Raw genomic sequence first — 26,338 nt, forward strand, 5'->3', positions numbered from 1 at the left:
GGTGGACGTCCATCGACTGGCACCTTTTGCCGACCGACCGGAATCACCGCGCCATGTCCTTGGGGACGCAACAGTCAATCGCACCGGGACACCGATGGCTCACGGCGACCGCATGATGGCCGCCGTGGATACGCTCGCTACGACGGCGTCATCGCGGCTCTGCTTCCGCGCTCGGGCCGTGACCAGGGTCTATGGCTCCGGTCCTGGGGCCGTTCACGCTCTCCGGGGTGTCGACCTTGATCTGCCAGACGGCGAGATGGTCGTGGTGCTTGGCGCGTCCGGCAGCGGCAAGTCGACCTTCCTGAACATTCTCGGCGGGCTCGACACGCCGACCAGCGGCGAAGTTCTGTTCCGGGGGAATGACATCAGTCGGGCGGACCAGCACCAGCTGACCGAATACCGCCGTCGGCACGTCGGGTTCGTCTTCCAATTCTACAATCTGATGCCGAGCCTGACCGCGCGCGAGAACGTCGCCCTGGTCACCGAGATCGCCGAGGCCCCGCTCCGTCCCGAAGAGGCCCTCGCCATGGTCGGCCTGGAGAACCGTCTGGATCACTTTCCGGCCCAGATGTCCGGCGGCGAGCAGCAGCGCGTGGCCATTGCGCGCGCTGTGGCCAAGCAGCCGTCAGTCCTGCTGTGCGACGAGCCTACGGGCGCCTTGGACTCCGCCACCGGTGTGCGGGTTCTGGAGGCGCTTAAAACGGTCAACGACAGCCTGGGCGCCACGACCCTGCTGATCACGCACAACGCCGCCATCGCCGCCATTGCTGATCGCGTGGTGATATTTGCCGATGGGCGGGTGCGCGAGGTGCGCGAGAATCCCGACAAGCGGCTGCCCGGGGAGGTCTCGTGGTGAACCATCCGCCGGCCTGGATGGGCGCGCTGGACCGCAAGCTGGTGCGGGATCTCTGGCGCATGAAGACCCAGGCGCTGGCGATCGCCTTTGTCATCGCCGGCGGCGTCGCCGTTCATCTGCTCTCCGCCGGGATGCTGAGTTCGCTACAGGAGACCCGGCGCGCCTACTATGAACGCTATCTGTTCGCCGACGTCTGGGCCCCCGTGGTGCGCGCACCGCAGCGTCTGATCGCCGACATCCGGGCCATCGAGGGGGTCCAGGCGGCGGCGACCCGCATTCGGGTTCCGGCGCTCTTCGCCATGGAGGGGATGAGCGCGCCAGCGACCGGCGAAGTCCTGTCCTTGCCGGACGTGGGCGAGGCGGCGGTCAATCGGCTCCACCTGGTCCGAGGCCGTCTTCCGATCGCAGGACAGCGGGACGAGGCGGTGGTGCTCCAGGCCTTCGCCGACGCTCACCGGCTCGAGATTGGCGATCCGGTTCCGGTAACCCTCTACGGCGGCCGCCGCCGTCTGACCGTGGTCGGGATCGCCCTGTCGCCGGAGCACGTCTACGCCATCGGCCCGGGCCAGTTCGTGCCCGATGACCGGTTGTTCGGCGTGCTCTGGATGCGGCGCAACGCCCTGGCCCAGGCCGTCAATCAGGACGAAGCCTTCAACGAGGCGGTGGTGCGCCTCTCCCGCGACGCCTCGGAGCCGGCGGTGATCGCCCGGCTGGATCGTCTTCTGGAGCCCTATGGCGCCCCGGGCGCCTATGGTCGCGCCGATCAGGTCTCGGACGCCTTCGTGTCCAGCGAGATCGACCAGCTGGCGACCATGGGGCGGGTGCTGCCGCCGATCTTCCTGCTGGTGGCGGCCTTCCTGGTCAATGTCGTGGTGTCAAGGCTGATCGCCGTTCAGCGCGCAGGGATCGGACTGTTGAAAGCCTTCGGCTACCGGGACCGAGACATCATCGGCCACTATCTCAAGCTGGTCGCCGTCATCGCGGTGACGGGCGTGCTGATCGGTGGCGCCGCGGGGATCTGGCTCGGTCGCGGCATGGCGGGGCTTTATATGGAATACTACCGCTTCCCCTTCCTCCTGTTCCAGGCGGATCCGGCCGACTACGCGACCGTGGTTGGTGTGGCCATGTTGACGGTTATGGGTGGCGCGGCCCTGGCGGTGCGGCGGGCCGCGAACCTGAACCCGGCGGAAGCGATGACCCCCGCGCCGCCGCCCGACTATTCCAAGGCCGCCGGGGCCTGGATCACCCGGATCAAGGTCCTCGACCAGCAATCGCGCATGATCCTGCGCCAGATCATTCGCTGGCCCTGGCGGGCGGCCCTGACCGTGGCCGGGATCGCGGCCTCGGGCGCTCTCCTGATCGGCACCATGTCGATGATGGACGCGATCAAGGTGATGATCGATTCCAGTTTCACCGTATCCAACCCCCACGACGTGTCCGTGAGCTTCGTCGAGCCCCGGTCACGTGCTGCCCTGTTCAGTCTGGCCCGCGAAGAGGGGGTGCTGGCGGCCGAGCCGTTTCGTGTCGTTTCGGTTCGCCTGCGCCACGGCGCGCGCGAGGAGCGGGCGGTGATCACCGGCGCGCCGCTGGACGGCATCCTGTCGAGGATGGTCGATACCCACAACCGACCGATCCAGCCGCATCCCGGCGGCCTGGTCCTGTCCAGCGACCTGGCCGCCAAGCTCCGGATCAAGGCCGGCGACATCATCGAGGCGCAGGTCACGGAAGGCCGCCGGCCGCTGCTGGCTCTGCGGGTCTCGGCCGTCACCACCAGCTATGTGGGTTCCGGGGCGCGGATGCGGATTGAGGACCTGAACCGGTCTCTGGAAGAAGGGGCGCTGGTGTCCGGGGCCTGGCTGACGGTCGACGCCGACCGGACCGGGGGCCTCTATGCGCGCCTGAAGGAGACGCCGTCGGTCGCGGGGGTGAGCCTGCAGGCGGAGGCCGTCAAACGGCTGGCCGCCATGCTCGATGAGAACCTCGGCCGATCTATCCTGACCTTCTTCTTCTTCGCCGGCCTGATCGCTTCGGGGGTAGTCTACAACACGGTTCGCATTTCCTTCGCCGAGCGCCAGCGGGAGCTGGCTTCACTGCGGGTGCTCGGCTTCTCGCGCGCCGACGTATCCTACATACTGCTCGGCGAAGTGGCCTTCCTGACGCTGCTGGCCCTGCCGCTGGGCGCGGCGGCAGGGGCCGGTCTGGCCTGGTATCTCGCCCGCGCCATGAGTTCGGACCTGTTCCGGCTGCCCTTCGCCGTCGCTCCAGCGACCTTCGGCATGGCCGGGGCGGTGGTGCTGGTCATCACTGTCGTGGCCAGTCTGACGGTGCGGCGTCAGATCGACCGGCTCGACCTGGCCGAAGCCTTGAAGACCGGAGAGTAGCGCCGTGATAATCAACCGGTTCAATCTCAAATTCCGGACGCTGTTCTGGGTCGCCGCCGTGCTGGCGGTGGCGGCGCTGCTGCTCTTGGCCTTCCGTCCACGATCGGTTCTGGTGGACATCGCCGAGGTCACCGCAGGCCCCTTGACTGTGGCGGTTCGTGACGAGGCGCGAACGCGGGCCCGCAACGTTTATGTGGTGTCCGCGCCTGTCTCCGGCCGTTTGATGCGGATCGGCAACCGCGCGGGCGAACGGGTTGAGGCCGGGGCGGTGATCGCGATCATCCAGCCGGGACCGGCGACCTTCATGGACGAAAGGTCCCGCCAGGAAATCCAGGCCGGGGTCCGTTCGGCCGAGGCCGCCCTGGCCCTGGCGCGCGCCGAGCTGGAAGGCGCTGAAGCCCGGCTGACCTACGCTCGTCTCGAAGCCGGCCGTACCGAGACACTGTTCGCCGCATCGGTCGCGTCGCGGAGCGCCCTCGACCGCGCACGCCTCGACGTTCGCACCGCCGCCGCCGTCGTGGGCAACGCCCGCGCGGGCGTCGGCGTCCAACAAGCGGCGCTCGAGGCGGCCCGCGTGCGTTTAATCGAGCCAACCGCCGCGCGGTCCGGCGGCCGGGCGGTGGCTCTTCGCGCGCCGGTGACAGGCCGTGTTTTGCGGGTGCTGCAGGAGAGCGAAAGCGTCATTTCCCAGGGCGCGCCGGTGATCGAGATCGGCGACCCTCGCGATCTGGAAGTGGTCGCCGAGCTCCTGTCGAGTGACGCGGCGCGAATTTCCGTAGGGGCGCCTGTCGTGATCGACGCTTGGGGGGATGGCCCGGCGCTTGAGGGCCGTGTCCGGCAGGTCGAACCCTATGGCTTCCTCAAAGTCTCGGCCCTCGGTGTCGAGGAGCAGCGGGTCAATGTGATCATCGAGCCAGTCAATCCTCCTGCAGCCTGGGCGGCGGTCGGCCATGGCTATCGTGTGGAGACGGCAGTCACGGTCTGGCGGGCCGAGGCAGTGCTTCGGACGCCTGTGTCCGCCCTGTTCCGGCATAAGGGACAGTGGGCGGTATTCAAGGTCGAAGGTAACCGTGCTCGCCTGCAGCGGGTCGGGATCGGCCACAACAACGGGGAACTGGCCGAGGCCCGCGCCGGGCTGAAGCCGGGAGAGCGGGTAGTGCTCCATCCGGGGCAGTCCATCGCCGATGGCGTCGCGGTGCGCATTCGGACTTCCACGCCGAACGGCGAGTAGCCTTGCCTTGATCTTTGGTCGCGCCTCGCCTGTGCGCAGGTTGCGAAAACTACTCGCCTGAATGTCGTGTTTCTGGACCGGTGCTTGAGTCCGCATCTGGCGCAAAGCCGCACCAAGTTTAGACGAGACGATCCGGCTGGGCCTCAGTTTCGGCTTGGAGGAAGGCCTTTTCTTCCGGGGTCAGGCTAAGGTCACCATACAGCTCTAACTCGAACCTGAAGACCTCGAGGACGACCGTCCTCCTGACCCTTCCCTCGTCGGACAACAGCCACGGGTTTCTTCGCACAATCTTCCGCAGCAGCCAGCGCGGCAGTTAGATATCCATCCCGGCCTCCTTCGCAAATCTCGAGCGAAGTTGCCGAGGCGACATGTCAGAATCGGACGCACCGATCTGCGACGACGAGCGGCTCGCAGCCTTCTTGCGACCGCTTCGCGTTATTGACTGTCTTAGGTTGGAAATGGGTACGCGTTAGGTTGCAACGACACAAACCGCATGGCGGCCCGGAAGGGACTCGAACCCCTGACCTTCGCTTTAGGAAAGCGCTGCTCTATCCTGCTGAGCTACCGGGCCGCGCGCGCTGTGCGGGCGCAGGGTCAATAGCGCAGGATGGCGGGCTTGCGAACCCCGTCTGAGAAGGGGACGCAATGGGGCTGCTGGCTCGTCTGAAGTCATTGTACGTGCAGGTGTTGATCGCCATCGCGCTGGGCATACTGGTCGGTGCGCTGTGGCCGACGATCGGGGTGGCGTTGAAGCCGCTGGGCGACGGATTCATCAAGCTGATCAAGCTGGTGATCGCGCCGGTGATCTTCTGCACCGTGGCCGGCGGCATCGCCCGGATGGGCGATATCAAGGCCTTCGGGCGGGTCGGGGTGAAGGCCCTGATCTATTTCGAGGTGGTCTCGACCGTCGCTCTGGTGATCGGCCTCATCGTCGGTCGTGTCGTGCAGCCGGGAGCGGGTTTCAACATCGACCCGGCCTCGCTGGATCCGGCCATCGCCGCCGGCTACCTGGCCAAGGCCCACGAGGGCGAGGGCCTGGTCGCCTATCTGCTGCATCTGATCCCGGACACTTTCTTTGGCGCCTTCGCCGAGGGCAATCTTCTGCAGGTGCTGGTGATCTCGGTGCTGACCGGCTTTGCCTGCACGCGCCTTGGCCCGTTCGGCGACAGGGTGGCCGACGGTCTGGAAGACCTGGCCAAGCTGTTCTTCGGCATCATCCACGTGGTGGTGCGGTTCGCGCCGCTGGGCGCCTTCGGGGCCATGGGCTTCACGATCGGCAAGTACGGACTGGAATCCCTGGTCCAGTTGGGCGCCCTGGTGGCGACCTTCTATCTGACCGCCTTGATCTTCGTGCTGGTGGTGCTGGGCGGCATCGCGGCGGCGGCCGGGTTCTCGATCCTGAAGTTCATGGCCTATATCCGCGAGGAACTGCTGATCGTGCTGGGCACCAGTTCCTCCGAATCGGTCCTGCCCCAGATGATGGAAAAGCTGGAGCGGCTGGGCGCGCGCAAGTCGGTGGTCGGGCTGGTGATCCCCACCGGCTACAGCTTCAATCTGGACGGCACCAATATCTACATGACCCTGGCCACCCTGTTCCTGGCCCAGGCGACCAACACCCACCTGACCCTGTGGCAGGAGCTGAGCCTGCTGGGTGTGGCCATGCTGACCTCCAAGGGGGCCAGCGGCGTCACGGGGGCGGGGTTCATCACCCTGGCGGCGACCCTGGCCGTCGTGCCCGACATCCCGATCGCCGCCCTGGCGGTGCTGGTCGGCGTTGACCGGTTCATGAGCGAGTGCCGGGCCCTGACCAATCTGGTCGGCAACGGCGTGGCCACCCTGGTGGTGGCCCGCTGGGACGGCGCCCTGGATCGCGAGCAGTTGGCGCGCGAACTTCGCAAGGGCCCCACAGCCACGGCGGCGCTGGTCGCGGACAAGGGCGACGCAGACTGAGGGACGGACTGGGGGCGTTGGGTCTGCTGCCGCAAAGCTTGACCCTTCGCCTTGCCCCGTCGCCCGGCCCGACCGGCCGCCTCCAGCCCCGCGCCCCCAAAGAAAAACGCCCTCCGCCGCGAGGCGAAGGGCGTCAAATCTTCTAACGCCGAAGCGTGTGATCAGGCGGCGACCGAGGCCTTGACCAGCGACTTGGTCAGGATGCCGATCGCGGCGTCGCGGTCGATGCGCTCAATGGCGGCCACTTCGCGGGCCATGCGGTCGAGGGCCGACTCATACAGCTGGCGTTCCGAATAGGACTGTTCCGGCTGGTTCTCGGCGCGGTGCAGGTCGCGGACGACTTCGGCGATCGAGATCAGGTCGCCTGAATTGATCTTGGCTTCGTATTCCTGGGCGCGGCGCGACCACATGGTGCGCTTGACGCGGGCGCGGCCCTTGAGGGTCGTAAGCGCCTGCGACACCACATTGCCCTCGGCCAGGGGGCGCAGACCGGCGGTCTTGGCCTTCTTGGTCGGGACGCGGAGGGTCATTTTCTCGTGGTCGAAGGTGATGATGTAAACTTCGAGCGACATCCCGGCCACTTCCTGGGTCTCAACACCCTGGATGCTGCCCACGCCATGCGCGGGATAGACGACGTGATCGCCAACCGAGAATTCCAGACCGCTCTTGCTCATGTTCGTCCTCATCAATGCGAGCCCAAGGGGCCCGGAACACCGTCATTCCAGATCGGTCCATTAGAGACAGCCCAGCGACCGCGAACTGGGCGCGGGAGCCAAGCCAGGACAGGATTTGGAATTAACCTCTAAGACACCCTTCGCCTTCGATCGGGCGCGCCGGTTGAACGGCTCTTCGACAAAAAACGGACAGCCGCGAATTGCCGCAACCGTCGCGTTGAGGCCGACGATATCATAAAATTCAGCCTCATGAAAGGCTTGCGCCCGGTTCCGGACCCGTAAGGTCGGCGGATCAGGAGCCCTTGCCGGGCTTTTCGCTGAAGTATTTCTCGAACTTGCCGGTCTCGCGCTCGAAGTCGTCGCGGTCGGCGGGCGGCTCGCCCTTAACCGTGATGTTGGGCCACACCTTGGCGTAGTCGGAATTGATCCGCAGCCACTTGCCGTCGGCCTCGTCCTCGGTGTCGGGCTTGATGGCGTCGACCGGGCACTCAGGTTCGCAGACGCCGCAGTCGATGCACTCGTCGGGATTGATGGCCAGGAAGTTCTCGCCCTCATAGAAGCAGTCGACCGGGCACACCTCGACGCAGTCCATGTACTTACATTTGATGCAGGCGTCGGTGACGATGTAGGTCATCGAGAACTCGATTGGTGCTGACGGGGCTCGGCGCGCGCGTTTTCGAAGGCGCGGGGCCGCTTGTCAATGCGGCTTGCTCGCGCGAGGCCACAGGAATTCTCGCTGCGTCGTCAGAGATGGGCGCGCGGAGGCGCTCAGAGCGACCGCCGCCGCGACGACAGGTCATCTGGGCGCTCATCATTTCTTATCCAAAAGAACGCCAGTCTCCGAGCCAGGAAACGCTCAAAAAAAACAACGCCGAGAACCCGACACAATGATCAAGTCGACTGCGGAAGTCAGGTGTCTGCCAGAGTCCGAGACCGGACCGGCGCGCCTGGCCGACTCACGCGCCGTCGCCTTCGCACAATTCGTGCAGCAGCTGCCATTCGCCGCGGCGTTGCTGGATCGTGATCTGTGTCTGCTGGCCGTCAGCCGCGAGTGGACCGCCCATGCCCTGGCGCCGGATCTGCGTCCGGGCGTCGATGCGCGTCGCGCCCTGGTGGCGGGCGAAGACGTCCTGGCGCTGATGAAATGCGCGCGGGCAGGCGACGCCTTCTCGCGTTATCTGCCGACCCTGGACGCCGACGGCGTCCAGCGCATCTGGCGCACCGAGTTCAGCGCCTGCCGCGACGAGGGTGAGCAGCCCTATGCCGTGATGGTCACGGCCCGCGACGTCACCGGCTATGCTGAGGCCACCCTGCGGGCCGAGCGCGATCAGCAGCGCCTGCGCATGGCGCTGGAGCTGGATGGCTTGCTGGTGCGCGAATACGACCTGAGCACCCGTGAAGTGGTGTTTTCGGGCGCGACGCCGGACCTTGAGAAGTGGTGCCGGTTCAAGAATGACCCGCTGGAGATCATCCATCCTGACGACCGGGACCGGGTGGCCGCCCTGGTGGCGGCGCGCAAGCCGGGCGAGACCGGGGTCTATGAGTTCCGCCTCGATCGCGATGACGGGGTCGAGACCTGGGTGCGCTCGGCCAGCAAGATGCTAATCGGGGCCAATGGCCGGCCCGAGCGACTGGTCAACCTGTTCAAGGACATCACCGACCGCCGTCGTCAGACCGAGGCGGTCGAGACCCTGGCCTTCAAGGATCCGCTGACCGACCTGCCCAATCGGGCCCTGTTTCAGCACAAGTTCCAGGAGGCGGTCAGCGCGTCCGAGTTGCTGGGCGAGATGTTCGGCCTGATCATGATCGACGTCGATCACTTCAAGGACATCAACGACACTCTGGGCCACGACGCCGGCGACGCCCTGCTCAAGCGCCTGGCCGACATGCTGCGCCACGCCTTCCGGGCTGACGACACGGTGGCGCGGCTGGGCGGCGACGAGTTTGCGGTGATCCTGCGCGGGCTGCACTGCGAGGCCGACATGCTGCGGCCGATCCAGACCCTGCAGGAGCTGCTGCGCCGCCCCATCGAGCATGGCGGCCGCAGTTTCACCTGCAGCGCCAGCATCGGCGCGGCCCTGCACGGCGACATGGACGCCGACCCGTCGCACATGATCAAGAACGCCGACATCGCCCTCTATCGGGCCAAGGACGCGGGCCGCAATCGCAGCGTGGTGTTCCAGCCCTCGATGCGCTCGGAACTGGAGCAGCGGATCGAGCTGTTGCGCGACGTGCGGGCCGGCATCGCGGCCGGCGAGTTCGTGCTGTTCTACCAGCCGGTGGTCGATGTGCGCGAAGGCGGCGTCACCGGTTTTGAGGCCCTGATGCGCTGGGCCCATCCCGAACAGGGCATACTGGCGCCCGCCCGCTTCATGGCGGCGTTCGAGGATCAGGACCTGTCGCTGAAGCTGGGCGACGTGGCCTTCGATACGGCGCTGAAGCAGATGCGCGACTGGATCGACACCGGCGTCGACTTTGGCCGGGTCGCCGTCAACATCTCGGCCGCCCAGTTCCGCAGCGGCCGCCTGGCCGAGGAGATCCAGGCGCGCCTGGCCCATGCCAGGGTGCCGTGCGACCGGCTGACCATCGAGGTCACCGAGAACGTCTATATGGGCTGGGGCTCGGACATGGTCAGCGAGACCGTCAAGCGCCTGCACGACGCCGGCGTGATGATCGCGCTGGATGACTTCGGCACCGGCTATGCCAGCCTGGCCAATCTGCGGCAATTCCCGATCGACCGCCTGAAGATCGACAAGTCCTTCGTCCAGAATGCGCAGGACGAGGCCATCGTCAGGGCGGTGATCACCCTGGGCTCGTCCATGGGCATGAAGGTCGTGGCCGAGGGCGTCGAGGACGCCGAGCAACTGGCCAAGCTGATCGGCTATGGCTGCGATCAGGTGCAGGGCTATCACTTCGGCCGGCCGATGCCGGCGGCGGAGGTGCCGGGGTTCCTGGCGGGCTTTAAGCAGTAGGGCTGCTCGCCTCCTCCTGGCGGCTTCGCCGCCGTCCTCCCCCGTAGGGGCAAGAGCGCCGAAGGCGCGGAGGGGGCAGGTTTGCTGCTACCCCACAGCCTCGTACAATTCCCGCGCCTCACGCGCCGACCCGCGCCGTTCGCCCGAGGCCAGCACCCGCACCGACACCAGCCGCCCGCCGAACCCGAACACCAGCACATCCCCAGCCTTCAGGGGCCGCGACGGCTTGTCCACCCGGCTTTCGACGCCGCCGCGGGTCAGACGGATGCGGCCTTCTTCCACAAAGCGGCAGGCCAGCGAGCGCGTCTTGAAGAACCGCGCGCGCCACAGCCAGACGTCGGCGCGGCAGGCCTCGTCAGCGCCCTCGCTCACGAGGTTGCTTTCTGGGCGGCCACCTTCCGCCGACGGGGTTTCTTGCGGCGCGGCGGCGGCTCGGTCAGCTTGGCCAGGGCGGCGAACGGCGAGTCCGGGCGCGCGGCGATCGTCACCTCGGCCTTGGCCGCGCCGCGCCGCTTCCAGATGATCGGGGCGTCGGACTTGGGCCGGATGGCCGGCGTGTAGTCCAGGGCCCGCAACACGGCCGAGCCCTGGGGCGCTGTCCAGTCCAGGCTCTGCAGGGCCGCCTCGCTCAGCACCACGCCGCCCGGTTTCTGCTCGGCCCGCAGCAGGTCGTCCAACCGCTCCAGCATCTCGACGGGCGCAGTGAAGCCGCTCACCGCCCGCAGGCCGCTGGCGGCCAGTTCCTGCGCCGAGGGGGGCGGCGAGGGCAGGGCGGCCAGCCTGGCCCGATCGCCGCGCCAGCCGTCGGGGCTCAGCGCCCGGGCGCAGGCGATGGCCTCGGGCCGCAGCATGGCGGGCAGGTAGAGGCTGAAGGCGCCGATGCGAACGCCCAGGGCCTTGAGCGTGCGGCGTTCGGCCTGGCTGAGGGCCTTCAGCTCGGGCTCCAGCGGGCGCTTGTCCAGCACCCCGCAGGCTTCCAGCAGGCGGTGCGCCAGGCCGCGTGGCAGGCCGCGCAGCTCGGACCCGGCCAGGGCCCGCTCCAGTTTGCGCAGCGGCGCCAGATGCCGATCGACCTCGGCGACCAGGAAGGCGTCCAGTCGGCGTTCGGCCCGCTCGCGCACGGCGGCGGGGCCCAGCTCGCCCAGCAGCCTGGCGCGGGGTGACAGCAGGGCGCCGCCCCCTGACGTCGAGGCGGGGCGCACCACCCCGGCGATCTCGCCGCGCCAAAGGATCGCGCTATCGGGACTGAGGGCGAAGGCGTCGTCGGCCTCGCCGCTCAGGGCGCCCAGGCGCTTGGCGATCTCGGGACCCACCGCGCGCACGGCCGCATTGCGCAGGGCCTTTTCCTCCAGAGCGCTGGCGCCCTTTTCGGGCGTGAAGGTGACGCCGGCCAGGTGACCCACCACGTGGCCCTCGACCGTCACGGCGCCGTCCTGGCCGACCCCGGCCAGCATGGTCTCGCGCTCGCCCAGCTGGCGCATCAGAACGCTGGTGCGCCGGTCGATGAACCGGGCCATCAGCTTTTCGTGCAGGGTGTCGGAAATCCGATCCTCAAGCTGACGGGTCACGCCCTGCCAGTGAGCCGGATTGGCCAGCCAGTCGGGGCGGTTGGCGATATAGGACAGGGTCCGCACGCCCGACAGCCGGCCGGCCAGGCTGTCGATCTCGCCATCGGTGCGGTCCAGCGCCTTGAACTGGGCGTTGATCCAGTCCTCCGGCAGCCGCTTCCTGCCCGTCGTCAGGTCGTCGAACAGGGTCCTGACCATCCGCTGGTGATCATCATCAGTGGTCTTGCGGAAGTCGGGCGTCTGGCACACGTCCCACAGGCGCAGCAGGGCCGAGCGGTCGGCCTTGCAGCGGGCGATGACATCGTCCTGCTGCGACAGCTTCCTCAGGGTGCGCTCATCCAGCACCTCGTTGGACAGGGTCAGCCCGGCGCGGCCCGGCCCTTGGCCCAGCGATTTCAGAAGCAGCGGCAGCGAGCCGAAGTCGAGCCGGGCGCTGCGCCATTCGGCGGCGATGATCGGTTCGAACCGGTGGTTGACCACGCTCTCCACCAGATCCTCGTCCATCTCGTCGCAGTCGCCCGTGACGCCGAAGGTGCCGTCGCGGGTATAGCGCCCGGCCCGGCCGGCGATCTGGCCCACCTCTTGGGCGTGCAGCCAGCGGGTGCGGACGCCGTCGAACTTGCGCAGGCCGGCAAAGGCCACGTGGTCGACATCCATGTTCAGGCCCATGCCGATGGCGTCGGTGGCCACCAGGAAGTCGACCTCGCCTGACTGGTAAAGCGCCACCTGGGCGTTGCGGGTGCGGGGGCTCAAAGACCCCATGACCACGGCCGCCCCGCCGCGCTGACGACGGATCAGCTCGGCGATGCCGTAGACGGCGTCGGTCGAGAACGCCACCACGGCGCTGCGCCGGGGCAGGCGGGTCAGCTTCTTGGAGCCAGCATAAGACAGGTTGGAGAACCGCTCGCGGCTGACGATCTCGGCGTCGGGCAGCAGGCGACGGATCAGCGGGGCCATGGTTCCGGCCCCCAGCAGCATGGTCTCGAACTTGCCCCGGGCGTGCAGCAGGCGGTGGGTGAAGATGTGGCCACGTTCGGGATCGGCGCACAGCTGGATCTCGTCGATGGCCAGGAACTCGACCTCGCGGGTCAAGGGCATGGCCTCGACCGTGCAGACGAAATAGGCGGCGCGCGGCGGGACGATCTTTTCTTCGCCGGTGATCAGGGCCACGGACGCCTTGCCGCGCAGCTTGACGATGCGGTCATAGATCTCGCGCGCCAGCAGGCGCAGCGGCAGGCCGATCATGCCCGACGCATGGCCCAGCATCCGCTCGACGGCCAGGTGGGTCTTGCCGGTATTGGTCGGGCCCAGGACCGCAGTGAGCTTGGAAGGCGCCAGGCCGGTTGAACGGTCGCTCATGCGATCAGACATGGTGCGGGAATCGGAGGGAGGCAAGCACTGGTGTGCGCGGGGCCGGCGACAGCGCGTCGAGCGGCGCCGGAGCGAGAATTGACAGCGCTGGGCATCTGCGGTCTCAGAGTCCGCCGTCTCGCCGCAAGATTCAGTTTCGGCGGGCGATGGGCAGGGAAATACACGTGACGGATATCATCGCCAGCACCCTGGAAGTCGCCGGAAAAGTCCTGTCGGCCAACGGTCCCGCCACCCTGGCGGCGGCCCACAGCTACACGCCGACCGATTTCAGCGTGCACTTCTTCCTGCAGCTGGCGGTGATCCTGCTGGCCTGCCGCGTGGTCGGCTGGCTGGGCCAGAAGTTCCTTGGTCAGCCCCAGGTGGTGGGCGAGATGATCGCCGGCGTGGTGCTGGGCCCGTCGTTGCTGGGCCTGCTGTTCCCGGCCTTCCAGGGCATGCTGTTTCCCAAGGAAACCAAGAACGTCCTGTATGTCGGCGCCCAGCTGGGCGTGGGCCTCTACATGTTCATGGTGGGCACCAGCTTCCAGGCCGATCACTTCAAGGCCAAGGCCAAGAGCGCGGCCAGCGTCTCGCTGGCCGGCATCATCGCGCCGTTCCTGATCGCCGTGGCGATCACCCCCTTCCTGCTGAAGGTGCCGGGCCTGTTCGCCGAGGGCATCTCGCAGTCCAACGCCACCCTGTTCATGGGCGCCTGTATCGCCCTGACCGCTTTCCCGATGCTGGCTCGCATCATCAATGAGCGTGGCCTAGCCAAAACCTCGCTGGGCACCCTGTCCCTGACCGCCGGCGCCTTTGACGACGCCGTCTCGTGGTGCGTGCTGGCGGTGGTGCTCGCCACCTTCGGCGGCGGCCCCGGCGTGGCGGTGCTGGCGATCGGCGGCGGCCTGTCCTACGTCCTGTTCCTGGGCCTGTTCGGCAAGCGCCTGCTGGCTCCGCTGGGCCGCATCGTCGAGCGCGAAGGCCAGATGAGCCTGACCGTCCTGGCCATCACCCTGATGCTGTTCTGCCTCTCGGCCTTCCTGATGGACGCCGTCGGCATCCACGCCATCTTCGGCGGCTTCATGCTGGGCGCTGTCATGCCGCGCGGCAAGTTCGTCGAGGAGCTGAAACAGAAGGTCGAGCCGCTGGCGGTGGTGCTGCTGCTGCCGATGTTCTTCACCTATTCGGGCCTCAACACCCGGATGGACATGGTCAACTCGCCGCAGCTGCTGCTGATCGCCGTGGGCATCCTGCTGGCCTCGATCCTGGCCAAGGGCGTGGCCTGCTACGCCGCCGCGCGTCTGGCCGGCGAAGACAACCGCACCGCCCTGGGCATCGGCGCCCTGATGAACTCGCGCGGCCTGATGGAGCTGATCATCATCAATATCGGTCTGCAGAAGGGCATTATCGGCCCGACCCTGTTCTCGATGCTGGTGCTGATGGCCATCGTCACCACGGTCATGGCCAGCCCGTTGTTCGAGGCCTTCTATGGCCGCAAGGCGCGGGAGTCGGGCGAGCTTGACGGTCTGGAAGAGTCCGCCGCCAAGGCCGCCGCCGCTCCCTGACGGGACAGGCCTACCGGCCCCGTTCGAACGCCACCACGCCGTCGACCACGGTCAGCACCGTCTCGGCGGTGAGGATCTCGGCCGGAGCCACCGTCATCAGGTCCTTTGAGAATACGGTCACATCGGCCTTCTTGCCGGCCTCCAGCGTGCCGCGATCCCTTTCGGCGAAGGCGGCATAGGCTGGGGCCCAGGTGAGCATCTTCAGGGCCTGGGCCCGGCTGACGGCTTCTTCCAGATGCCAGTCCTCATTGGCGAAGCCGGTCAGGCTGTGGCGGTGGACGGCGGCGTAGAACTCGATGCGCGGATCGCCGACCTCGACCGGGGCGTCCGAGCCGGCGGCCACGACCGCGCCGCTCTGGAGCATGTCGTTCCAGCGATAGCCCTCGTGCAGGCGCGCCTTGCCCAGGCGGGCGGGGGCGAAATAAAGGTCGCCGATGGCGTGGCTGGGCTGCATCGAGGCGATGACGCCCATCTTTGAAAAGCGCGGCAGGTCGGGGTCGGCGACGATCTGGGCGTGCTCGATCCGCCAGCGGGCGGCGGTGTCGCCGGCCAGGGTCTCGCCAAACCAGTCCAGCACCATGCGGTTGCCGCGATCGCCGATGGCGTGCATGGCCACCTGGGCCTTCACGGCCCGGGCCTGCTTCATCAGCGCCAGTCCCTTGTCGCGCGGGGTCAGCTGCAGGCCCGTCCCCTCGGCGTCGCTATAGGGCTCAAGCAGGGCCGCGCCGCGCGAGCCCAGGGCGCCGTCCATATAGAGCTTGATCCCCCGTGTGCGAATCAGGCCGGTGGCGTCCTCGAACGGGCCCTTGGCCAGCACCTCAGCGGCGCCGCTGGGGTCCATGTAGTTGTCGACGCGGAGGTGGAACTTCTTCTCGGCGGCCAGGGAGGTCATCAGGGCCAGGTCCGGCGCCTCGACGCTCATGTTTCCAAGACCCGTCCAGCCGCGCGAGGCATAGAGCGTGCCGGCCTTTTCCAGGGCCTGACGCTTCAAGGCTTCCGAGGGCGGGGGGATGACCCCGGCGACCAGCGACTGGGCGTGGTCGATCAGCATGCCGGTCGGCAGGCCGTCCGCGCCCTTGAGGATCTGGCCGCCAGCGGGCGCGGCCGTGTCCTTGCCGACGCCGGCCTGGGCCAGGGCGGCGGAGCTGGCGACCGAGGCGTGGCCGTCGGAGCGTTCCAGCACGATCACCCGGCCGGGCGCGGCGCGGTCAAGATCCGCACGGTTGGGGAAGCGCTTCTCGGGCCAGTGGGTCTCGATCCAGCCCCGACCATAAATCGGACCGTCCGGATGGGAGGCGGCATAGGCGCTGACCGCCTTGATCAGGTCCGCGACCGAACCGGTCTGGTCCAGGTTGAGGGTCAGTTCGCGCAGGCCAACCCCGGTCAGGTGGGCGTGGGCGTCGACAAAGCCCGGAAAGGCCGCGGCGCCCTTCAGGTCGAAGTCGCGGACGTCCTTGGCGGCCTTGGCGCGGGCGGCGGCCAGGTCGCCGACGAACAGGATCCTGCTGTCGCGGATCAGCACGGCCTGGGCGCTCGGCGCGGCCTCGACCCCGGTATGGATCGGTCCGCCATGGATCAGCAGGTCGCCGGCCGAGGCTGTCGAGACGGTTGCGGACGCCAGCAGGGCGGCGAGGACGATGGGGCGCACGGCGATCTCCAGACAGCAAGAAACGGAAATCGTAGGGCGCCGCTCGAAAGCCGCAACCGCGATGCTATAAATGAGGGATGCAGGGGACCGCTTTCGCGCTTTTTGACACCGTTATCGGCCGCTGCGGCGTCGCCTGGGGCGTTTCCGGGCTGATCGGCATGCAATTGCCCGAAGCGACACCCGGCGCGGCCTGGGCGCGCCTGCGCAAGCGTTTCCCCGAGGCGGTCGAGACGCCGCCGTCGCCCGCGATCGAGCAGATCATCGAGCGGGTGCTGGATCTGCTGGCCGGTGGTCGCGACGACCTGACGGACATCCCGCTCGACCTGACCGGCGTCCAGGCCTTCAACCTGCGGGTCTACGAGATCGCCCGCGCCATCGCGCCCGGCGAGACCTCGACCTATGGCCAGGTGGCCCGCGCCATGGGCGAGCCCGGCGCTGCGCGGGCGGTGGGCAAGGCCCTGGGCGAGAATCCCTGGCCCATCGTCGTGCCCTGCCACCGGGTGCTGGCCGCGTCAGGCAGGATGGGCGGCTTCAGCGCCGAAGGGGGCGCGAGCACCAAGGCCCAGCTGCTGACCCTCGAGCGGGCGCGGACCAGCGCGGCGCCCACCTTGTTCGATCTGGAATTCTCGGTGGCCCCGCCGCGCGGGCCCTAACACCGCTCTCCCCGGCGAAGGCCGGGGCCCAGATTCAGCCTGAGCTTTTGGGGATGATGCGCCATGGGGCGGCGCAAAAGCGCCTACCTCTGCGGGTTCGACCTGGGCCCCGGCCTTCGCCGGGGAGAGCGGAGTGAGTGGGGCGGCTTCACCGAGCAACACTCAAGTTAACGCCGTGAGCGGAACTTGCGAACAGGGGCGAAACGAATCAGGACCGAATCAGCGACATCGGCCGATTCAGTCTTTGTTCCCTACAAGCCATTGTATCTTAATTCGGATTAACCACAAATGGTCCGTGACGGGGGCTATTTGGCGTCAGCCGGGCAGCTGGCCCCCACGCGCCGGGCGTCCATCACGCCGGCCAGCGGAATTCCGTTGATGGTCTTCAGCTTGACGTCCAGCTTGAAGCTCTCGGCGGTGTAGTCGCCCTTGGCGGTCACCGGGGCCACGCGGCCCTTCTTGTCGGTCCACGCACCCTTCAGGGCGATCTTGCCGTCCTTCACCACCCGAGTGGTGTAGTCGCAGGTATATTTTCGGGTGCAGATGCCCTTGGCGAACTGCTCGACATCGGCCTGCTTGAGGCAGCGCGACTCGTCCCCGGCCGGGATGGGACCGATCCGGTAGCTATACTCCCAATGACCGGGAAGAATCGTGGCCGGCGCGGGCTGGGCGGCCTGGCTCAGGCCGGCGGTCAAGGCGAGACCTGCAGCGGTCAGGGCGAGGGCGATCAGACGCATGGACGGGTGCTCCTTCATGGGCTCTCTATATAGGGCGGCAGATGAACCTGTCTTGAAGGCGGTCGTGAGGCGATCTTCATCCGGGTGGATGGCTCGAAGCGGGCTTGCCGCCTTGACTCGGCAGGCGCCCTTCGCCTATATCGCCCGCTCTCGCGTGGCGGCTCGTCCGGCGCGCCCCGAAATTCATGTCTGCGAAGCTCCGGCTTCGCCCAGCCAAGGTAGTCCCATGTCGCGCCGCTGCGAACTCACCGGTATCGGTCCGATGGTCGGCCACAATGTGAGCCACTCGAACATCAAGACCAAGCGCCGCTTCCTGCCGGCCCTGTCGCCGGCGACGCTGGCCTCGGATTCGCTGGGCCAGACCTTCCGTCTGCGCATCAGCAACGCCGCCCTGCGCACCCTGGACTTCAAGGGTGGCCTGGACGTGTTCCTGCTGGGCGCCAAGGACGAGCAGCTGTCGCCGCGCGCCCTGAAGATCAAGACGCAGGTCAAGGCCAAGGCCAAGGCCGCCGCCCTGGCCGTCGCCGCCTAAGCGACGATCGCGACCAACTATTGAAAGGCCCGCGAGGAGCGATCCTCGCGGGCCTTTTCGCGTCTGTGCGCCGGCGCCCTGCCAAGCAAGGTCCAGACAAAGCAAAACCCGGCGCGGAGGACCGCGCCGGGTTTGGTACGCTACGCTACTGAAACAGGTCGGCTTAGCGGGCCGAGACAACCGAACCCGAAGCCGGGTTGGCGGTGTTGTAGGCGGTCAGGGCCGGGCTGTTGATCTTGGCGACGGCGTCGCTGACCGAGGCGCGGATGCAGGCGGGGTACAGGTAGCCGGACATGGCTTCGCCGCGAACGTCCTGCCAGCAGACGGTGCTGGCGGCTTTGACGATGTCGGCGCGGACTTGCTCGGCGGACTTGCCGGAGACCTTGACGCGGAGTTCGGCGGCCGAAACGGGAGCGGCGACGGTCAGGGCGATGGCCGAAACGGCCAGGGCGATGGTGCGGATCATGTTGTGTAGTCCACGAAAGGGGGTTGGGTTCAACCTCCTCCCGACGCGTTCCTCTGACGGTCCTTCCGGTTCTCGCCTGCTCGGCCGTCGATGAATTCCATAGCCGCGCCTAATTGGGTTATCAACGATTATGTTGCGCTGCACCCGATTTTTTCACACCTGCCTCAAAATGAAACGCCCCGCGAAGCGGGAGCTTCGCGGGGCGTCCGTTACGCGACTGAAGGTGTTGGGATCAGCGGCTGATCTTCATCAGATAGGCCGAGCGGCCGTTGGCCTTGTCATAGGCGGTCAGCTCGGGGCGGCCGACCTTGACGATCGCGGTGCGGGTGACTTCGCGAACGCAGTAGGGCATCAGGTCGAGCGCGAAACGCGTGTCGCCCAGGTCCTCGCGGCACACAGTTTTGGCGGCGTCCACCAGGTCGGCATGGACTTGCGGAGTGGACTTGCCGGCGACCTTGACGGTCAGTTCGGAAGCGCTGGCGGCTCCGGCGGAGAGGGTCATCACGGCCGAGATGGCCAGAACGAAAAGACGGATCATGTTTTTAGTCCCGGAAAGGGGGTTGGGTTCAACCTCCTCCCGACGCGTTCCTCTGACGGCGCTTGGATCTCGCCTCATCAACCGTCGCAGCCACCATAGTCATGACACCGGTGTCATTGCAAGCACGATATTGCGCCGCAACATAGAAATGTTACCGGTACCGGATCAGCGTCGGCGGACGGGCTTTTTGGCCTTGGGCGTAGCGGGCGGCGGTGGCGGCGGCGTCCAGTCGAAGGCCATCAGCAGGGTGCGCTGGCCCGGCAGGCCGCCGTCGTCCGAGATCAGATAGACCCGGGTGGCGCCTGAAGGCGTGGTGCTCAGGGCCAGGCCCTCGTAGTTGTCGCGCGTGGTCGAACCGTCCAGATGCAGGCTGGCGACTGCGGTCTGCCGGGCGGGCGGCGCCATCGGATTGGCCACGAAACGCAGGATGCCGCGCCAGCCCCGGATGGGGTCGAAGCCCCGGTGGAAGGTGGCGATGGCCGGGCCGTTGAACGCGGTCATGGCCGTCAGGCCCCAGGTGAAGTCCGGACCCTGCTGCGGGGCCAGCGCCTGGCAGGCCGCCGACAGCTTGCACAGCCAGGTTTCGCCCTCCTCGCCGCCCACCAGATAGGCGTCCGTGCCGGCGGCGGGATAGGCGGCCAGGGCCTCCATGCCTTCATTGTAGGGAAGGATCGTGGCCGGCTTGGGCGCGGGGCGCGGCGGCCCGCCTGCCGCAGGATAGAGCCAGATTCGATGGTCGCGCTCGAAGCTGATCAGGCGGTCGCCGTTGGCCAGGATCGCCAGGCCCTCGGCGTCGGCCTTGTCCTTGTCTTGCAACGGCTGACCATCGGGGCCCTTCAGGCCCTCCAGCTTGCCGTGGCTCAGGCCGATCAGTCGGCCGGCGGGATCCAGCACCAGCCGAGCCTGGAAGAGATCGCCAAAGTCGGTAACGGCCGCTAGCCCACCGTCCGCGGTGATGGCCAGATCCGACAGTCCGTGCAGGCGCGAGGTCTCGGAACTGGTGATGGCGACGCCGCCGGCGAACACGAAGCCTTCAATCGTGGTCCGGGCCGGGTTGGACGCATCCAGCGGCACAGAGGTGGTCTGCAGGGCGATCTCCGGACCGGCCTTGACGGGAACCACGGGCAGGGGCGGCGGGGGCTTGCGGCCGCAGTGGCTCAGCATGCCGGCGGTCAGGGCCAGCACCAGGCCGATCCGCAGGCCGATCATGCAGGAACCTTGCGAGCCGCCTTGGGAGCCGAGGGCTGAACGGTCTGCAGCGGCGCCAGCAGGCCGCGCGCCTTCTTCACGGCGCGGGGTTCCTCGTCGAACAGGGCGGCCAGTTGCTCGACCAGAACGCCGCCCAGCTGTTCCACATCAACGATGGTGACGGCGCGACGATAATAGCGCGTCACGTCATGGCCGATGCCGATGGCGATCAGCTCGACCGGGCTCTTGCCCTCGATCTCGGCAATAACCTGGCGCAAGTGGCGCTCCAGATAGTGACCCGAATTGACGCTCAGGGTGGAGTCATCCACCGGCGCGCCGTCAGAGATCACCATCAGAATGCGGCGGGCTTCGGGCCGGCCGATCAGGCGCTGGTGGGCCCACATCAGGGCCTCGCCGTCGATATTTTCCTTCAGCAGGCCTTCGCGCATCATCAAACCGAGGTTCTTGCGAGCCCGGCGCCAGGGCGAGTCGGCGGCCTTGTAGATGATATGGCGCAGGTCGTTCAGGCGGCCCGGCGCTGGCGGCTTGCCGGCCTTGACCCACTCGTCGCGGGACGTGCCGCCCTTCCAGGCCCGGGTGGTGAAGCCCAGCACCTCGGTCTTGACGCCGCAGCGCTCCAGGGTGCGCGCCAGAATGTCGGCGCAGACGGCGGCCACCATGATCGGCCGGCCGCGCATCGAGCCCGAATTGTCGATCAGCAGCGTCACGCAGGTGTCGCGGAACTCCTGGTCCTCTTCCTGCTTGAACGACAGGGGGGCCGTAGGGTCGATGATCACCCGGGTCAGGCGGGCGACATCCAGCATCCCTTCTTCCAGATCGAAGGTCCAGGCGCGGTTCTGCTGGGCCAGCAGGCGGCGCTGCAGCTTGTTGGCCAGGCGAGAGACGACGCTGGAAAGCGCCGACAGCTGCTGGTCGAGATAGGCCCGCAGCCGGGTCAGCTCCTCGGCGTCGCAGAGGTCCTCGGCCGGAACGATCTCGTCATAGCTGTTGGTGAAGATCTTGTAGGCCGGCTCGCCGGGCTGGGCGGGGCCGCTGTCGGGACGCGCCGGCTTGGCGCCGTCGCCCATCTCGGGGCTCTCATCGCTGTCCTCGGGCTCGCCGTCCTGCTCGGACTGGACCATCTCCTCGTCGCCCGCTTCGGTTTCGCGGTCGGAGGTGTCGGTTTCCTGCGGGGTTGAGCCCTCGGACTGATCGCCCTCGCCCTCGCCCGGATCCTCGTCGGAGGTCTGGTCCTGCTGGTCCTGCTCGCCGTCGTCCTCGTCGGAGCTTTCGGTGGCGTCCGACATCTCCTCGCCCAGATCCAGGTCCCGCAGGATCTCGCGGCTCACCCGGGCGAAGGTGGCCTGGTCGTCGATGGCGGCGGCCAGACGGTCCAGGTCCTTGCCGGCCTTGGCCTCGATGTCGGCGCGCAGGATGTCGACCAGGGCCTTGGCGCCCTCCGGTGGCGCATCGCCCGTCAGGCGCTCGCGGACCATCAGCCCCAGGATCTCGGCCATGGGCGCTGACTGGCGGTCGGTGGCGACCGTGCGGGTCAGGCCCTGCTTTTCCAGCCGCGCTTCCAGCGCCGCCGTCAGGTTGGCGCGAACGCCGCCCATGGCGTTGGCGCCGATGGCTTCCAGCCGGGCCTGCTCGATCGACTCGAAGGCCGCCTGACCGTCAGGCGAAGAGGGACGGGCGCGCGCATGGGCCTGCGTGTCATGGTGGGCCAGACGCAGGGCCATCTGGTCGGCCAGCCCGCGGATGCGCGCGGCTTCCTTGCTGTTGAGGTCGCGCGGGGGATGGGGCAACACCGCGCGCTTGCCCATCAGCACCGGGCCATCGCCCGAGAACACCACCTCAAGATCGGGCATTTCGGCAAGCGAACGCGCGGCGTGCGCCAGGGCGCGCTTGAAGGGTTCGGTCGGGCTTTCGGGCTTGGACGCCATGACTATCGGTTACCGGCCCCGGGCGGTGAAAACAAGGAACGCTGTGCGCTCTGGCGGGTTGTTTTGTCAGAAGCGCTGCCGGCTTCCCAAACAAGGAAACGCATCATGCTGAAGTGGGCCATCATCCTCGCCATTGTCGCCCTGATCGCCGGGGCTCTGGGCTTTACCGGCCTCGCCGGCGCGGCTGCGGGTGTCGCCAAGATCCTGTTCTTCCTGTTCCTGGTCGGTTTTGTGCTGGTGCTGCTGCTGGGCGGCGTCATCTTCAAGGGCGCGAGCCGATAGGGGCAAGCGTCAGGGGGAGCGCGAGCGCTCCCCCATCGTGCCGGCTCTAGGGGGCCGCAAACGCCTTCGACTGCTCGCCGACCAGCGCCACCAGGTCGCCCATCGCCAGATTCACGTCGATCAGGTGCAGGCCCCAGTCCTTCAGCGGCTGGCCGAAGACCAGGAGGTCACCGGTGATGTCGTCGACGCGGGGATCGGCCGGGTCGGCGTTCACATCCACCGACAGATAGGTGAAGTCGCCGGCGCTGACGCAGCGCCCCGAGACCAGGCCCGGCGCGGAAACGAACGGCGTCGTCACCTTCACGGACTTGGCCCAGGGCTTGGGCGTGGCGGCCGAAGAGCCCATGCCCCCGGCGCTGAAATAGGCCTGCAGGGGTACGGCGTCAGTCTGGGTCTTGCCGGCCACAAGGGCGGCGGGGTTGACGCAGGCCGAGCGCAGGCCTTGCGGGTCGGTCCTGCCAAAGCGGCTGGCGGCCGGCGGCGGCGAAGAACTGCGGAACGACACATAGGACACCACGCAGCCGGTCTGGCTGGCGCTGGCGCAGGTCGGGATCGAGCCGTACTTGCCCGCCGCGTCGACCGGCGTGTTCATGCCCAGGATCAGGGCCGAGATCATCTGCTTCTGGACCGGCTTGCCGTCGATCTCCTCCTTCAGCAGTTGCAGCAGCATCCGCGAGCCCTGGCTGTGGCCGATCAGGACCACGCCCCGGCCCTTGTTCTCCTGCGTCAGGTAATGGTTCCAGGCGTCGCGCACGTCGGCATAGGCGAGGGCGGCGTCGCCGGCCTGTCCGCCCATCATCACCTTGCGCAGGGCCGCCAGGGTGATCTGGCGATACATCGGCGCATAGATGCGGCACTGGGCCCCGAACCGCGTGAGCTGGTGCTCGACCACCGAACGCTCGGCGGCGTCGATGGTCATGTCGCTGTTGCCGCCCGGATCGGTCGAAACGGTCGGATAGACATAGAAGCAGTCCACAGGCGCATTGGCGGCGGGCTTGAAGGCTTCGCTGCTGGCCTTGCCGTCGGCGGTGACGATGGTCGTGGTCTGGTCGGTGGCGCAGGCATCGGCGCGGCCCGGAAGGCACAGCCAGTTGTCGGCCTTGGCGTAGTCGTTCGGCGTGGCGGCCGACGGCGTCTGGGCGCAGGCGGCGCTTCCCAGCATCAGGCCGGCGGTCAGGCCGATCGCAGCCAGCATGGTCTTGGACATCGTTTCCCCACTTCGCGCTCAAACGCTTGTTTGGGAGACCATGGCAAAAGGCGGCGGCCGCGCCAAGGCCCTGAGGTCCAGTTGCCATGGCCCGGTTGTTGCGGCGCGGCGGGACGCCGTCCCGAAACGGCACGTGTTTTTGAGTGCGAACCCGATGAAGACGCCGTTCAGGACCCTTTTGCTCGCCGGCTCGATCGTGGCCGCGACGAGCCTGGCCGCGCCGGCCCTGGCCGATGGCTATCCCGCCGCGCTTCAAAAGGCGCCCGCCAAGCGACCCAAGCCCGTGACCAAGGTGGTCTATGTCGACCGCGTCGTCGAAAAGCCCGTCTATATCGACCGGCCGGTGGATCGCGTCGTCGAAAAGATCGTCGAGCGCCGCGTCGAGGTTCCGGTGGTCAAGGTGGTGGAAAAGATCGTCGAGAAGCCGGTCTATGTGGATCGGCCCGTCGACCGCGTGGTCGAAAAGATCGTCCAGGTCCCGGTCGAGCGCATCGTCGAAAAGCCGGTCTATATCGACCGCGTGGTCGAGCGGCCGGTCCAGGTGGCGCGCGACTGCGATTGTGGCCCGCGCCATGAGCGCCGGCGCGAGGATCACCGGGCCTCGGGCGGCGTGATCATCAGCGACGAAACCTACGAGTCGGAAAGCGCTCGCTACGAGGAGAGCCAGGAAAGCCGCTCCTGGGACGGGGCGGCCTATTATGGCGGCAACCAGAACTTCTCCACCCGCTACGGCCTGGGCGGCGGCTGGCTGCCCCAGCCGGTCGATATCGCGCCCGACCATCCTGTCGAGCCGCCCTATATCGGCGGCGGCTATGTGGGACGTCCCTCCGGCGGACGGGGCGGCGGCTATTATGGCGGCGTGGTCGGCGGATCCGGCGGCGGCTGGGCGGGCGGTTCCGCCAGAAGCTCGGCTTCGGCCACAGCTTCGGCGTCGAGTTCGGTTCGCGTCACGGTCGGGGGCGGCGGCTCGGGTTGCGGCGGTTGCGGTGGCAAGCGCTACTAGGACTCGGTCTGCACCGGCAGCCAGCGGCGGGGGAACTTGTCGCCCAGCGCGCGGATCTCGCCGGGCTTGAGGCCCAGTTCGCGCATTCGATAGGCCACGATCTCGCGGATGGCCTCGACCGGCTCCGTGCCCCGATACGGGCTGGAGGCCACGGCGCCGGCTTCCAGGGCCAGATCGACGGCCGCCCATTCGGCCCGGGCCCGCTCGGGCTTGCCGACCCCGAAATAGTGCCGGACGGGCGCGCGTTCGCCGGCGATCTCGACCATCACGCCGACAACCCAGCCTTGAACAAGAAGATCGGCGTCGGGGCGCTGGCGGAACATGCCTGCTGCTTGGCGGTGCGCGGGGGCGGCGTCAACCGGTGAACCGCAGTGTTCCCACTCTCTTTAGAGAGCGGGAGGGTCCCGCCGCCGCAGGTGGTGGGAGGGTGAGAGGTTTCAGCCTCGCCGAACGAGGCGCCCGGCATTGGGGCACGGCGGTGGGCGAAGGTGGGCGTGGTCGCCGTAATCTTGCTTGCCATCGCGTGGATGCTCATAGTGCGGTCTACCTAGGGGGTAGTCTGCAATGTCACACACCCATGCGGCGGCAAAATCTGCGATGGGAGGCCCGACTTCATGAAGCTCTATGCGCCGCTGCTAGCGATAGGCGTCTTGCTCGTTTCTGCGAGCGGGCCAGCATCAGCCATTGTTGTCCGTCATGATGTCCTGGACGAACGATACCATGCCCGCTCGCAGGACATTCCTCAGCTCGTGGACATGCCAAACGTTGGCCACGGCGTGCTGATTGCTCCACGCTGGGTCGTGACGGCAGCCCATACCATCCAGGGCGAGGTGCGTTCTGTCACCATCGGTGGGGTCCCCAGAGAGGTCGACCATATCGAAATTCACCCGGGATATCGGAGCGTTCCCGGCGATATCATTCAAAGAGCGCTTGAGACCGGGAGGGCTCTAGAAATCAATCAGTTTCTTGCTGGAACTGATGATGTCGCGCTGATCAGGCTGTCTCAGCCGATCAAGGATATCGAACCAATCCGGGTCTACAGCGGGAACGGCGAAGCGGGCAGAACAGCGCAATTGTTCGGAAAGGGCGCCACCGGAACTGGCTTGTCTGGTGTGGTTCAGGGAAGTTCTCAAAGAGGCGTGTTGCGGCGAGCCTTCAACAGAATTGACACCGCTGACGGGCGTTGGATCGTCTATACGTTTGACGACGGACGACGTGCCCACCGCCTTGAAGGCATGGGCGGCAATGGCGACAGCGGTGGGCCTGTCCTCGTCAGCGTTCGGGGACATTGGACCCTGGCAGGACTGATGTCCTGGAAGGGCGGCGATGTTGATGTTCGCCAGCCTAGCAGTCGCTATGGCCAACCGGCATACAATGTGCGGCTCTCACACTACGTAGGGTGGATTGAGGAAACACTCAGCAGGAGTGGCGATCGCATTGTCTCGAGACACTAGTCAGAAGGGCAGCGACATGGGCCGCCCGGCGCCTAGCTACCGAGACGTTGCGGCGCAGTCCGATCCAATATCGGAATCAAGGTCAAGTTTCGGTGCCAAGTTTCGGTGACCGTGCACCAATTGGGATTGGGGCAACG

The 26,338-nt window shown here is 67.3% G+C and carries 23 protein-coding genes and 1 tRNA gene; 11 read left to right on the top strand and 13 right to left on the bottom strand.

The features are described from left to right. Positions 1 to 94: 94 nt before the first annotated feature. From ACW17Z_RS14535 to ACW17Z_RS14545, 3 genes are read left to right on the top strand one after another with little or no spacing between them, the layout of a single operon-like run. Positions 95 to 856 carry an ABC transporter ATP-binding protein gene (locus ACW17Z_RS14535; RefSeq protein WP_492056518.1) on the top strand — a complete coding sequence of 254 codons (762 nt, stop codon included), beginning with the start codon at positions 95 to 97 and terminating at the stop codon, positions 854 to 856. Then, on the top strand, positions 853 to 3,237 hold the full coding sequence (locus ACW17Z_RS14540) for an ABC transporter permease (protein WP_492056519.1): 2,385 nt from the start codon (positions 853 to 855) through the stop codon (positions 3,235 to 3,237). Before ACW17Z_RS14535 ends, ACW17Z_RS14540 begins: the two co-directional genes overlap by 4 nt. Positions 3,238 to 3,241: 4 nt before the next feature. Further along, positions 3,242 to 4,468, top strand: coding sequence for an efflux RND transporter periplasmic adaptor subunit (locus ACW17Z_RS14545; RefSeq protein WP_492056520.1), 1,227 nt, complete (start codon positions 3,242 to 3,244; stop codon positions 4,466 to 4,468). A 494-nt stretch (positions 4,469 to 4,962) separates the two neighbouring features. Here the strand turns inward: ACW17Z_RS14545 and ACW17Z_RS14550 are convergent. After that, positions 4,963 to 5,039 (bottom strand) — tRNA-Arg (locus ACW17Z_RS14550). A gap of 92 nt (positions 5,040 to 5,131) precedes the next feature. Between ACW17Z_RS14550 and ACW17Z_RS14555 the strand changes: the two genes are divergently transcribed. Further along, positions 5,132 to 6,418, top strand: a complete 1,287-nt coding sequence (locus ACW17Z_RS14555) for a dicarboxylate/amino acid:cation symporter (RefSeq protein WP_492058539.1) — start codon at positions 5,132 to 5,134, stop codon at positions 6,416 to 6,418. Positions 6,419 to 6,579: 161 nt separating this feature from the next. Here ACW17Z_RS14555 and ACW17Z_RS14560 read toward each other — a convergent pair whose 3' ends face one another. Continuing rightward, on the bottom strand, positions 6,580 to 7,092 hold the full coding sequence (locus ACW17Z_RS14560) for a CarD family transcriptional regulator (protein WP_419252620.1): 513 nt from the start codon (positions 7,090 to 7,092) through the stop codon (positions 6,580 to 6,582). Positions 7,093 to 7,384: 292 nt separating this feature from the next. Beyond that, positions 7,385 to 7,726 carry a ferredoxin FdxA gene (gene fdxA / locus ACW17Z_RS14565; RefSeq protein WP_035043467.1) on the bottom strand — a complete coding sequence of 114 codons (342 nt, stop codon included), beginning with the start codon at positions 7,724 to 7,726 and terminating at the stop codon, positions 7,385 to 7,387. Between the two features lie 253 nt (positions 7,727 to 7,979). Between fdxA and ACW17Z_RS14570 the strand changes: the two genes are divergently transcribed. Next, positions 7,980 to 10,064, top strand: a complete 2,085-nt coding sequence (locus ACW17Z_RS14570) for a putative bifunctional diguanylate cyclase/phosphodiesterase (protein WP_492056521.1) — start codon at positions 7,980 to 7,982, stop codon at positions 10,062 to 10,064. An 87-nt stretch (positions 10,065 to 10,151) separates the two neighbouring features. Here ACW17Z_RS14570 and ACW17Z_RS14575 read toward each other — a convergent pair whose 3' ends face one another. Next, positions 10,152 to 10,436, bottom strand: a complete 285-nt coding sequence (locus ACW17Z_RS14575) for an RNA-binding S4 domain-containing protein (protein ID WP_492056522.1) — start codon at positions 10,434 to 10,436, stop codon at positions 10,152 to 10,154. Continuing rightward, the gene (locus ACW17Z_RS14580; protein ID WP_492056523.1) at positions 10,433 to 12,991 is read right to left on the bottom strand and encodes a helicase-related protein; all 2,559 of its coding nucleotides are present in this window, start codon (positions 12,989 to 12,991) and stop codon (positions 10,433 to 10,435) included. The genes ACW17Z_RS14575 and ACW17Z_RS14580 overlap by 4 nt, the downstream gene beginning before the upstream one ends. A 176-nt stretch (positions 12,992 to 13,167) precedes the next feature. Between ACW17Z_RS14580 and ACW17Z_RS14585 the strand changes: the two genes are divergently transcribed. Next, entirely contained in the window at positions 13,168 to 14,547 is a 1,380-nt protein-coding gene (locus ACW17Z_RS14585) for a cation:proton antiporter (RefSeq protein WP_492056524.1), read from the top strand. 10 nt (positions 14,548 to 14,557) lie between these two features. Here the strand turns inward: ACW17Z_RS14585 and ACW17Z_RS14590 are convergent, their stop codons facing one another. Then, complete coding sequence (locus ACW17Z_RS14590) at positions 14,558 to 16,195, bottom strand: amidohydrolase (RefSeq protein ID WP_492056525.1); 1,638 nt, start codon at positions 16,193 to 16,195, stop codon at positions 14,558 to 14,560. A gap of 77 nt (positions 16,196 to 16,272) precedes the next feature. Between ACW17Z_RS14590 and ACW17Z_RS14595 the strand changes: the two genes are divergently transcribed. Beyond that, positions 16,273 to 16,848, top strand: coding sequence for a methylated-DNA--[protein]-cysteine S-methyltransferase (locus tag ACW17Z_RS14595; RefSeq protein ID WP_492056526.1), 576 nt, complete (start codon positions 16,273 to 16,275; stop codon positions 16,846 to 16,848). A gap of 305 nt (positions 16,849 to 17,153) precedes the next feature. On the opposite strand, the gene ACW17Z_RS14600 is transcribed toward ACW17Z_RS14595, so the two are convergent. Continuing rightward, positions 17,154 to 17,585 carry a DUF3617 domain-containing protein gene (locus ACW17Z_RS14600; protein WP_492056527.1) on the bottom strand — a complete coding sequence of 144 codons (432 nt, stop codon included), beginning with the start codon at positions 17,583 to 17,585 and terminating at the stop codon, positions 17,154 to 17,156. Between the two features lie 226 nt (positions 17,586 to 17,811). On the opposite strand from ACW17Z_RS14600, the gene rpmB reads away from it, so the two are divergent. Continuing rightward, on the top strand, positions 17,812 to 18,117 hold the full coding sequence (gene rpmB, locus ACW17Z_RS14605) for a 50S ribosomal protein L28 (protein ID WP_419318580.1): 306 nt from the start codon (positions 17,812 to 17,814) through the stop codon (positions 18,115 to 18,117). A 163-nt stretch (positions 18,118 to 18,280) separates the two neighbouring features. On the opposite strand, the gene ACW17Z_RS14610 is transcribed toward rpmB, so the two are convergent. The 4 genes from ACW17Z_RS14610 to cobT form a co-directional block, all read right to left on the bottom strand. Then, a complete protein-coding gene (locus tag ACW17Z_RS14610) occupies positions 18,281 to 18,583 on the bottom strand; it encodes a hypothetical protein (RefSeq protein WP_492056528.1) in 303 nt (100 codons plus the stop codon). Positions 18,584 to 18,815: 232 nt separating this feature from the next. Beyond that, on the bottom strand, positions 18,816 to 19,121 hold the full coding sequence (locus ACW17Z_RS14615; protein WP_492056529.1) for a hypothetical protein: 306 nt from the start codon (positions 19,119 to 19,121) through the stop codon (positions 18,816 to 18,818). Between the two features lie 165 nt (positions 19,122 to 19,286). After that, positions 19,287 to 20,330 (bottom strand): esterase-like activity of phytase family protein, encoded by a 1,044-nt coding sequence (locus ACW17Z_RS14620; protein WP_492056530.1) that lies wholly within the window; start codon positions 20,328 to 20,330, stop codon positions 19,287 to 19,289. Then, positions 20,327 to 22,255 carry a cobaltochelatase subunit CobT gene (cobT, locus tag ACW17Z_RS14625; RefSeq protein WP_419318575.1) on the bottom strand — a complete coding sequence of 643 codons (1,929 nt, stop codon included), beginning with the start codon at positions 22,253 to 22,255 and terminating at the stop codon, positions 20,327 to 20,329. Before cobT ends, ACW17Z_RS14620 begins: the two co-directional genes overlap by 4 nt. A gap of 105 nt (positions 22,256 to 22,360) precedes the next feature. Between cobT and ACW17Z_RS14630 the strand changes: the two genes are divergently transcribed. Beyond that, positions 22,361 to 22,537, top strand: coding sequence for a DUF1328 family protein (locus ACW17Z_RS14630; RefSeq protein WP_419318573.1), 177 nt, complete (start codon positions 22,361 to 22,363; stop codon positions 22,535 to 22,537). Between the two features lie 46 nt (positions 22,538 to 22,583). Here the strand turns inward: ACW17Z_RS14630 and ACW17Z_RS14635 are convergent, their stop codons facing one another. Further along, positions 22,584 to 23,744: a DUF3089 domain-containing protein gene (locus tag ACW17Z_RS14635; RefSeq protein ID WP_492056531.1), complete on the bottom strand. Its 1,161-nt coding sequence runs from the start codon at positions 23,742 to 23,744 to the stop codon at positions 22,584 to 22,586. A 154-nt stretch (positions 23,745 to 23,898) separates the two neighbouring features. Here ACW17Z_RS14635 and ACW17Z_RS14640 point away from each other — a divergent pair, with 154 nt between their 5' ends. Beyond that, the gene (locus ACW17Z_RS14640) at positions 23,899 to 24,747 is read left to right on the top strand and encodes an IMCp domain-containing protein (protein ID WP_492056532.1); all 849 of its coding nucleotides are present in this window, start codon (positions 23,899 to 23,901) and stop codon (positions 24,745 to 24,747) included. On the opposite strand, the gene ACW17Z_RS14645 is transcribed toward ACW17Z_RS14640, so the two are convergent. Next, positions 24,744 to 25,070, bottom strand: a complete 327-nt coding sequence (locus ACW17Z_RS14645) for a hypothetical protein (protein ID WP_419318567.1) — start codon at positions 25,068 to 25,070, stop codon at positions 24,744 to 24,746. The genes ACW17Z_RS14640 and ACW17Z_RS14645 overlap by 4 nt on opposite strands. A gap of 291 nt (positions 25,071 to 25,361) precedes the next feature. Between ACW17Z_RS14645 and ACW17Z_RS14650 the strand changes: the two genes are divergently transcribed. Continuing rightward, a complete protein-coding gene (locus ACW17Z_RS14650; RefSeq protein ID WP_492056533.1) occupies positions 25,362 to 26,201 on the top strand; it encodes a trypsin-like serine protease in 840 nt (279 codons plus the stop codon). Positions 26,202 to 26,338 lie beyond the last annotated feature (137 nt).

The organism is Caulobacter sp. GSs2, assembly GCF_058680895.1.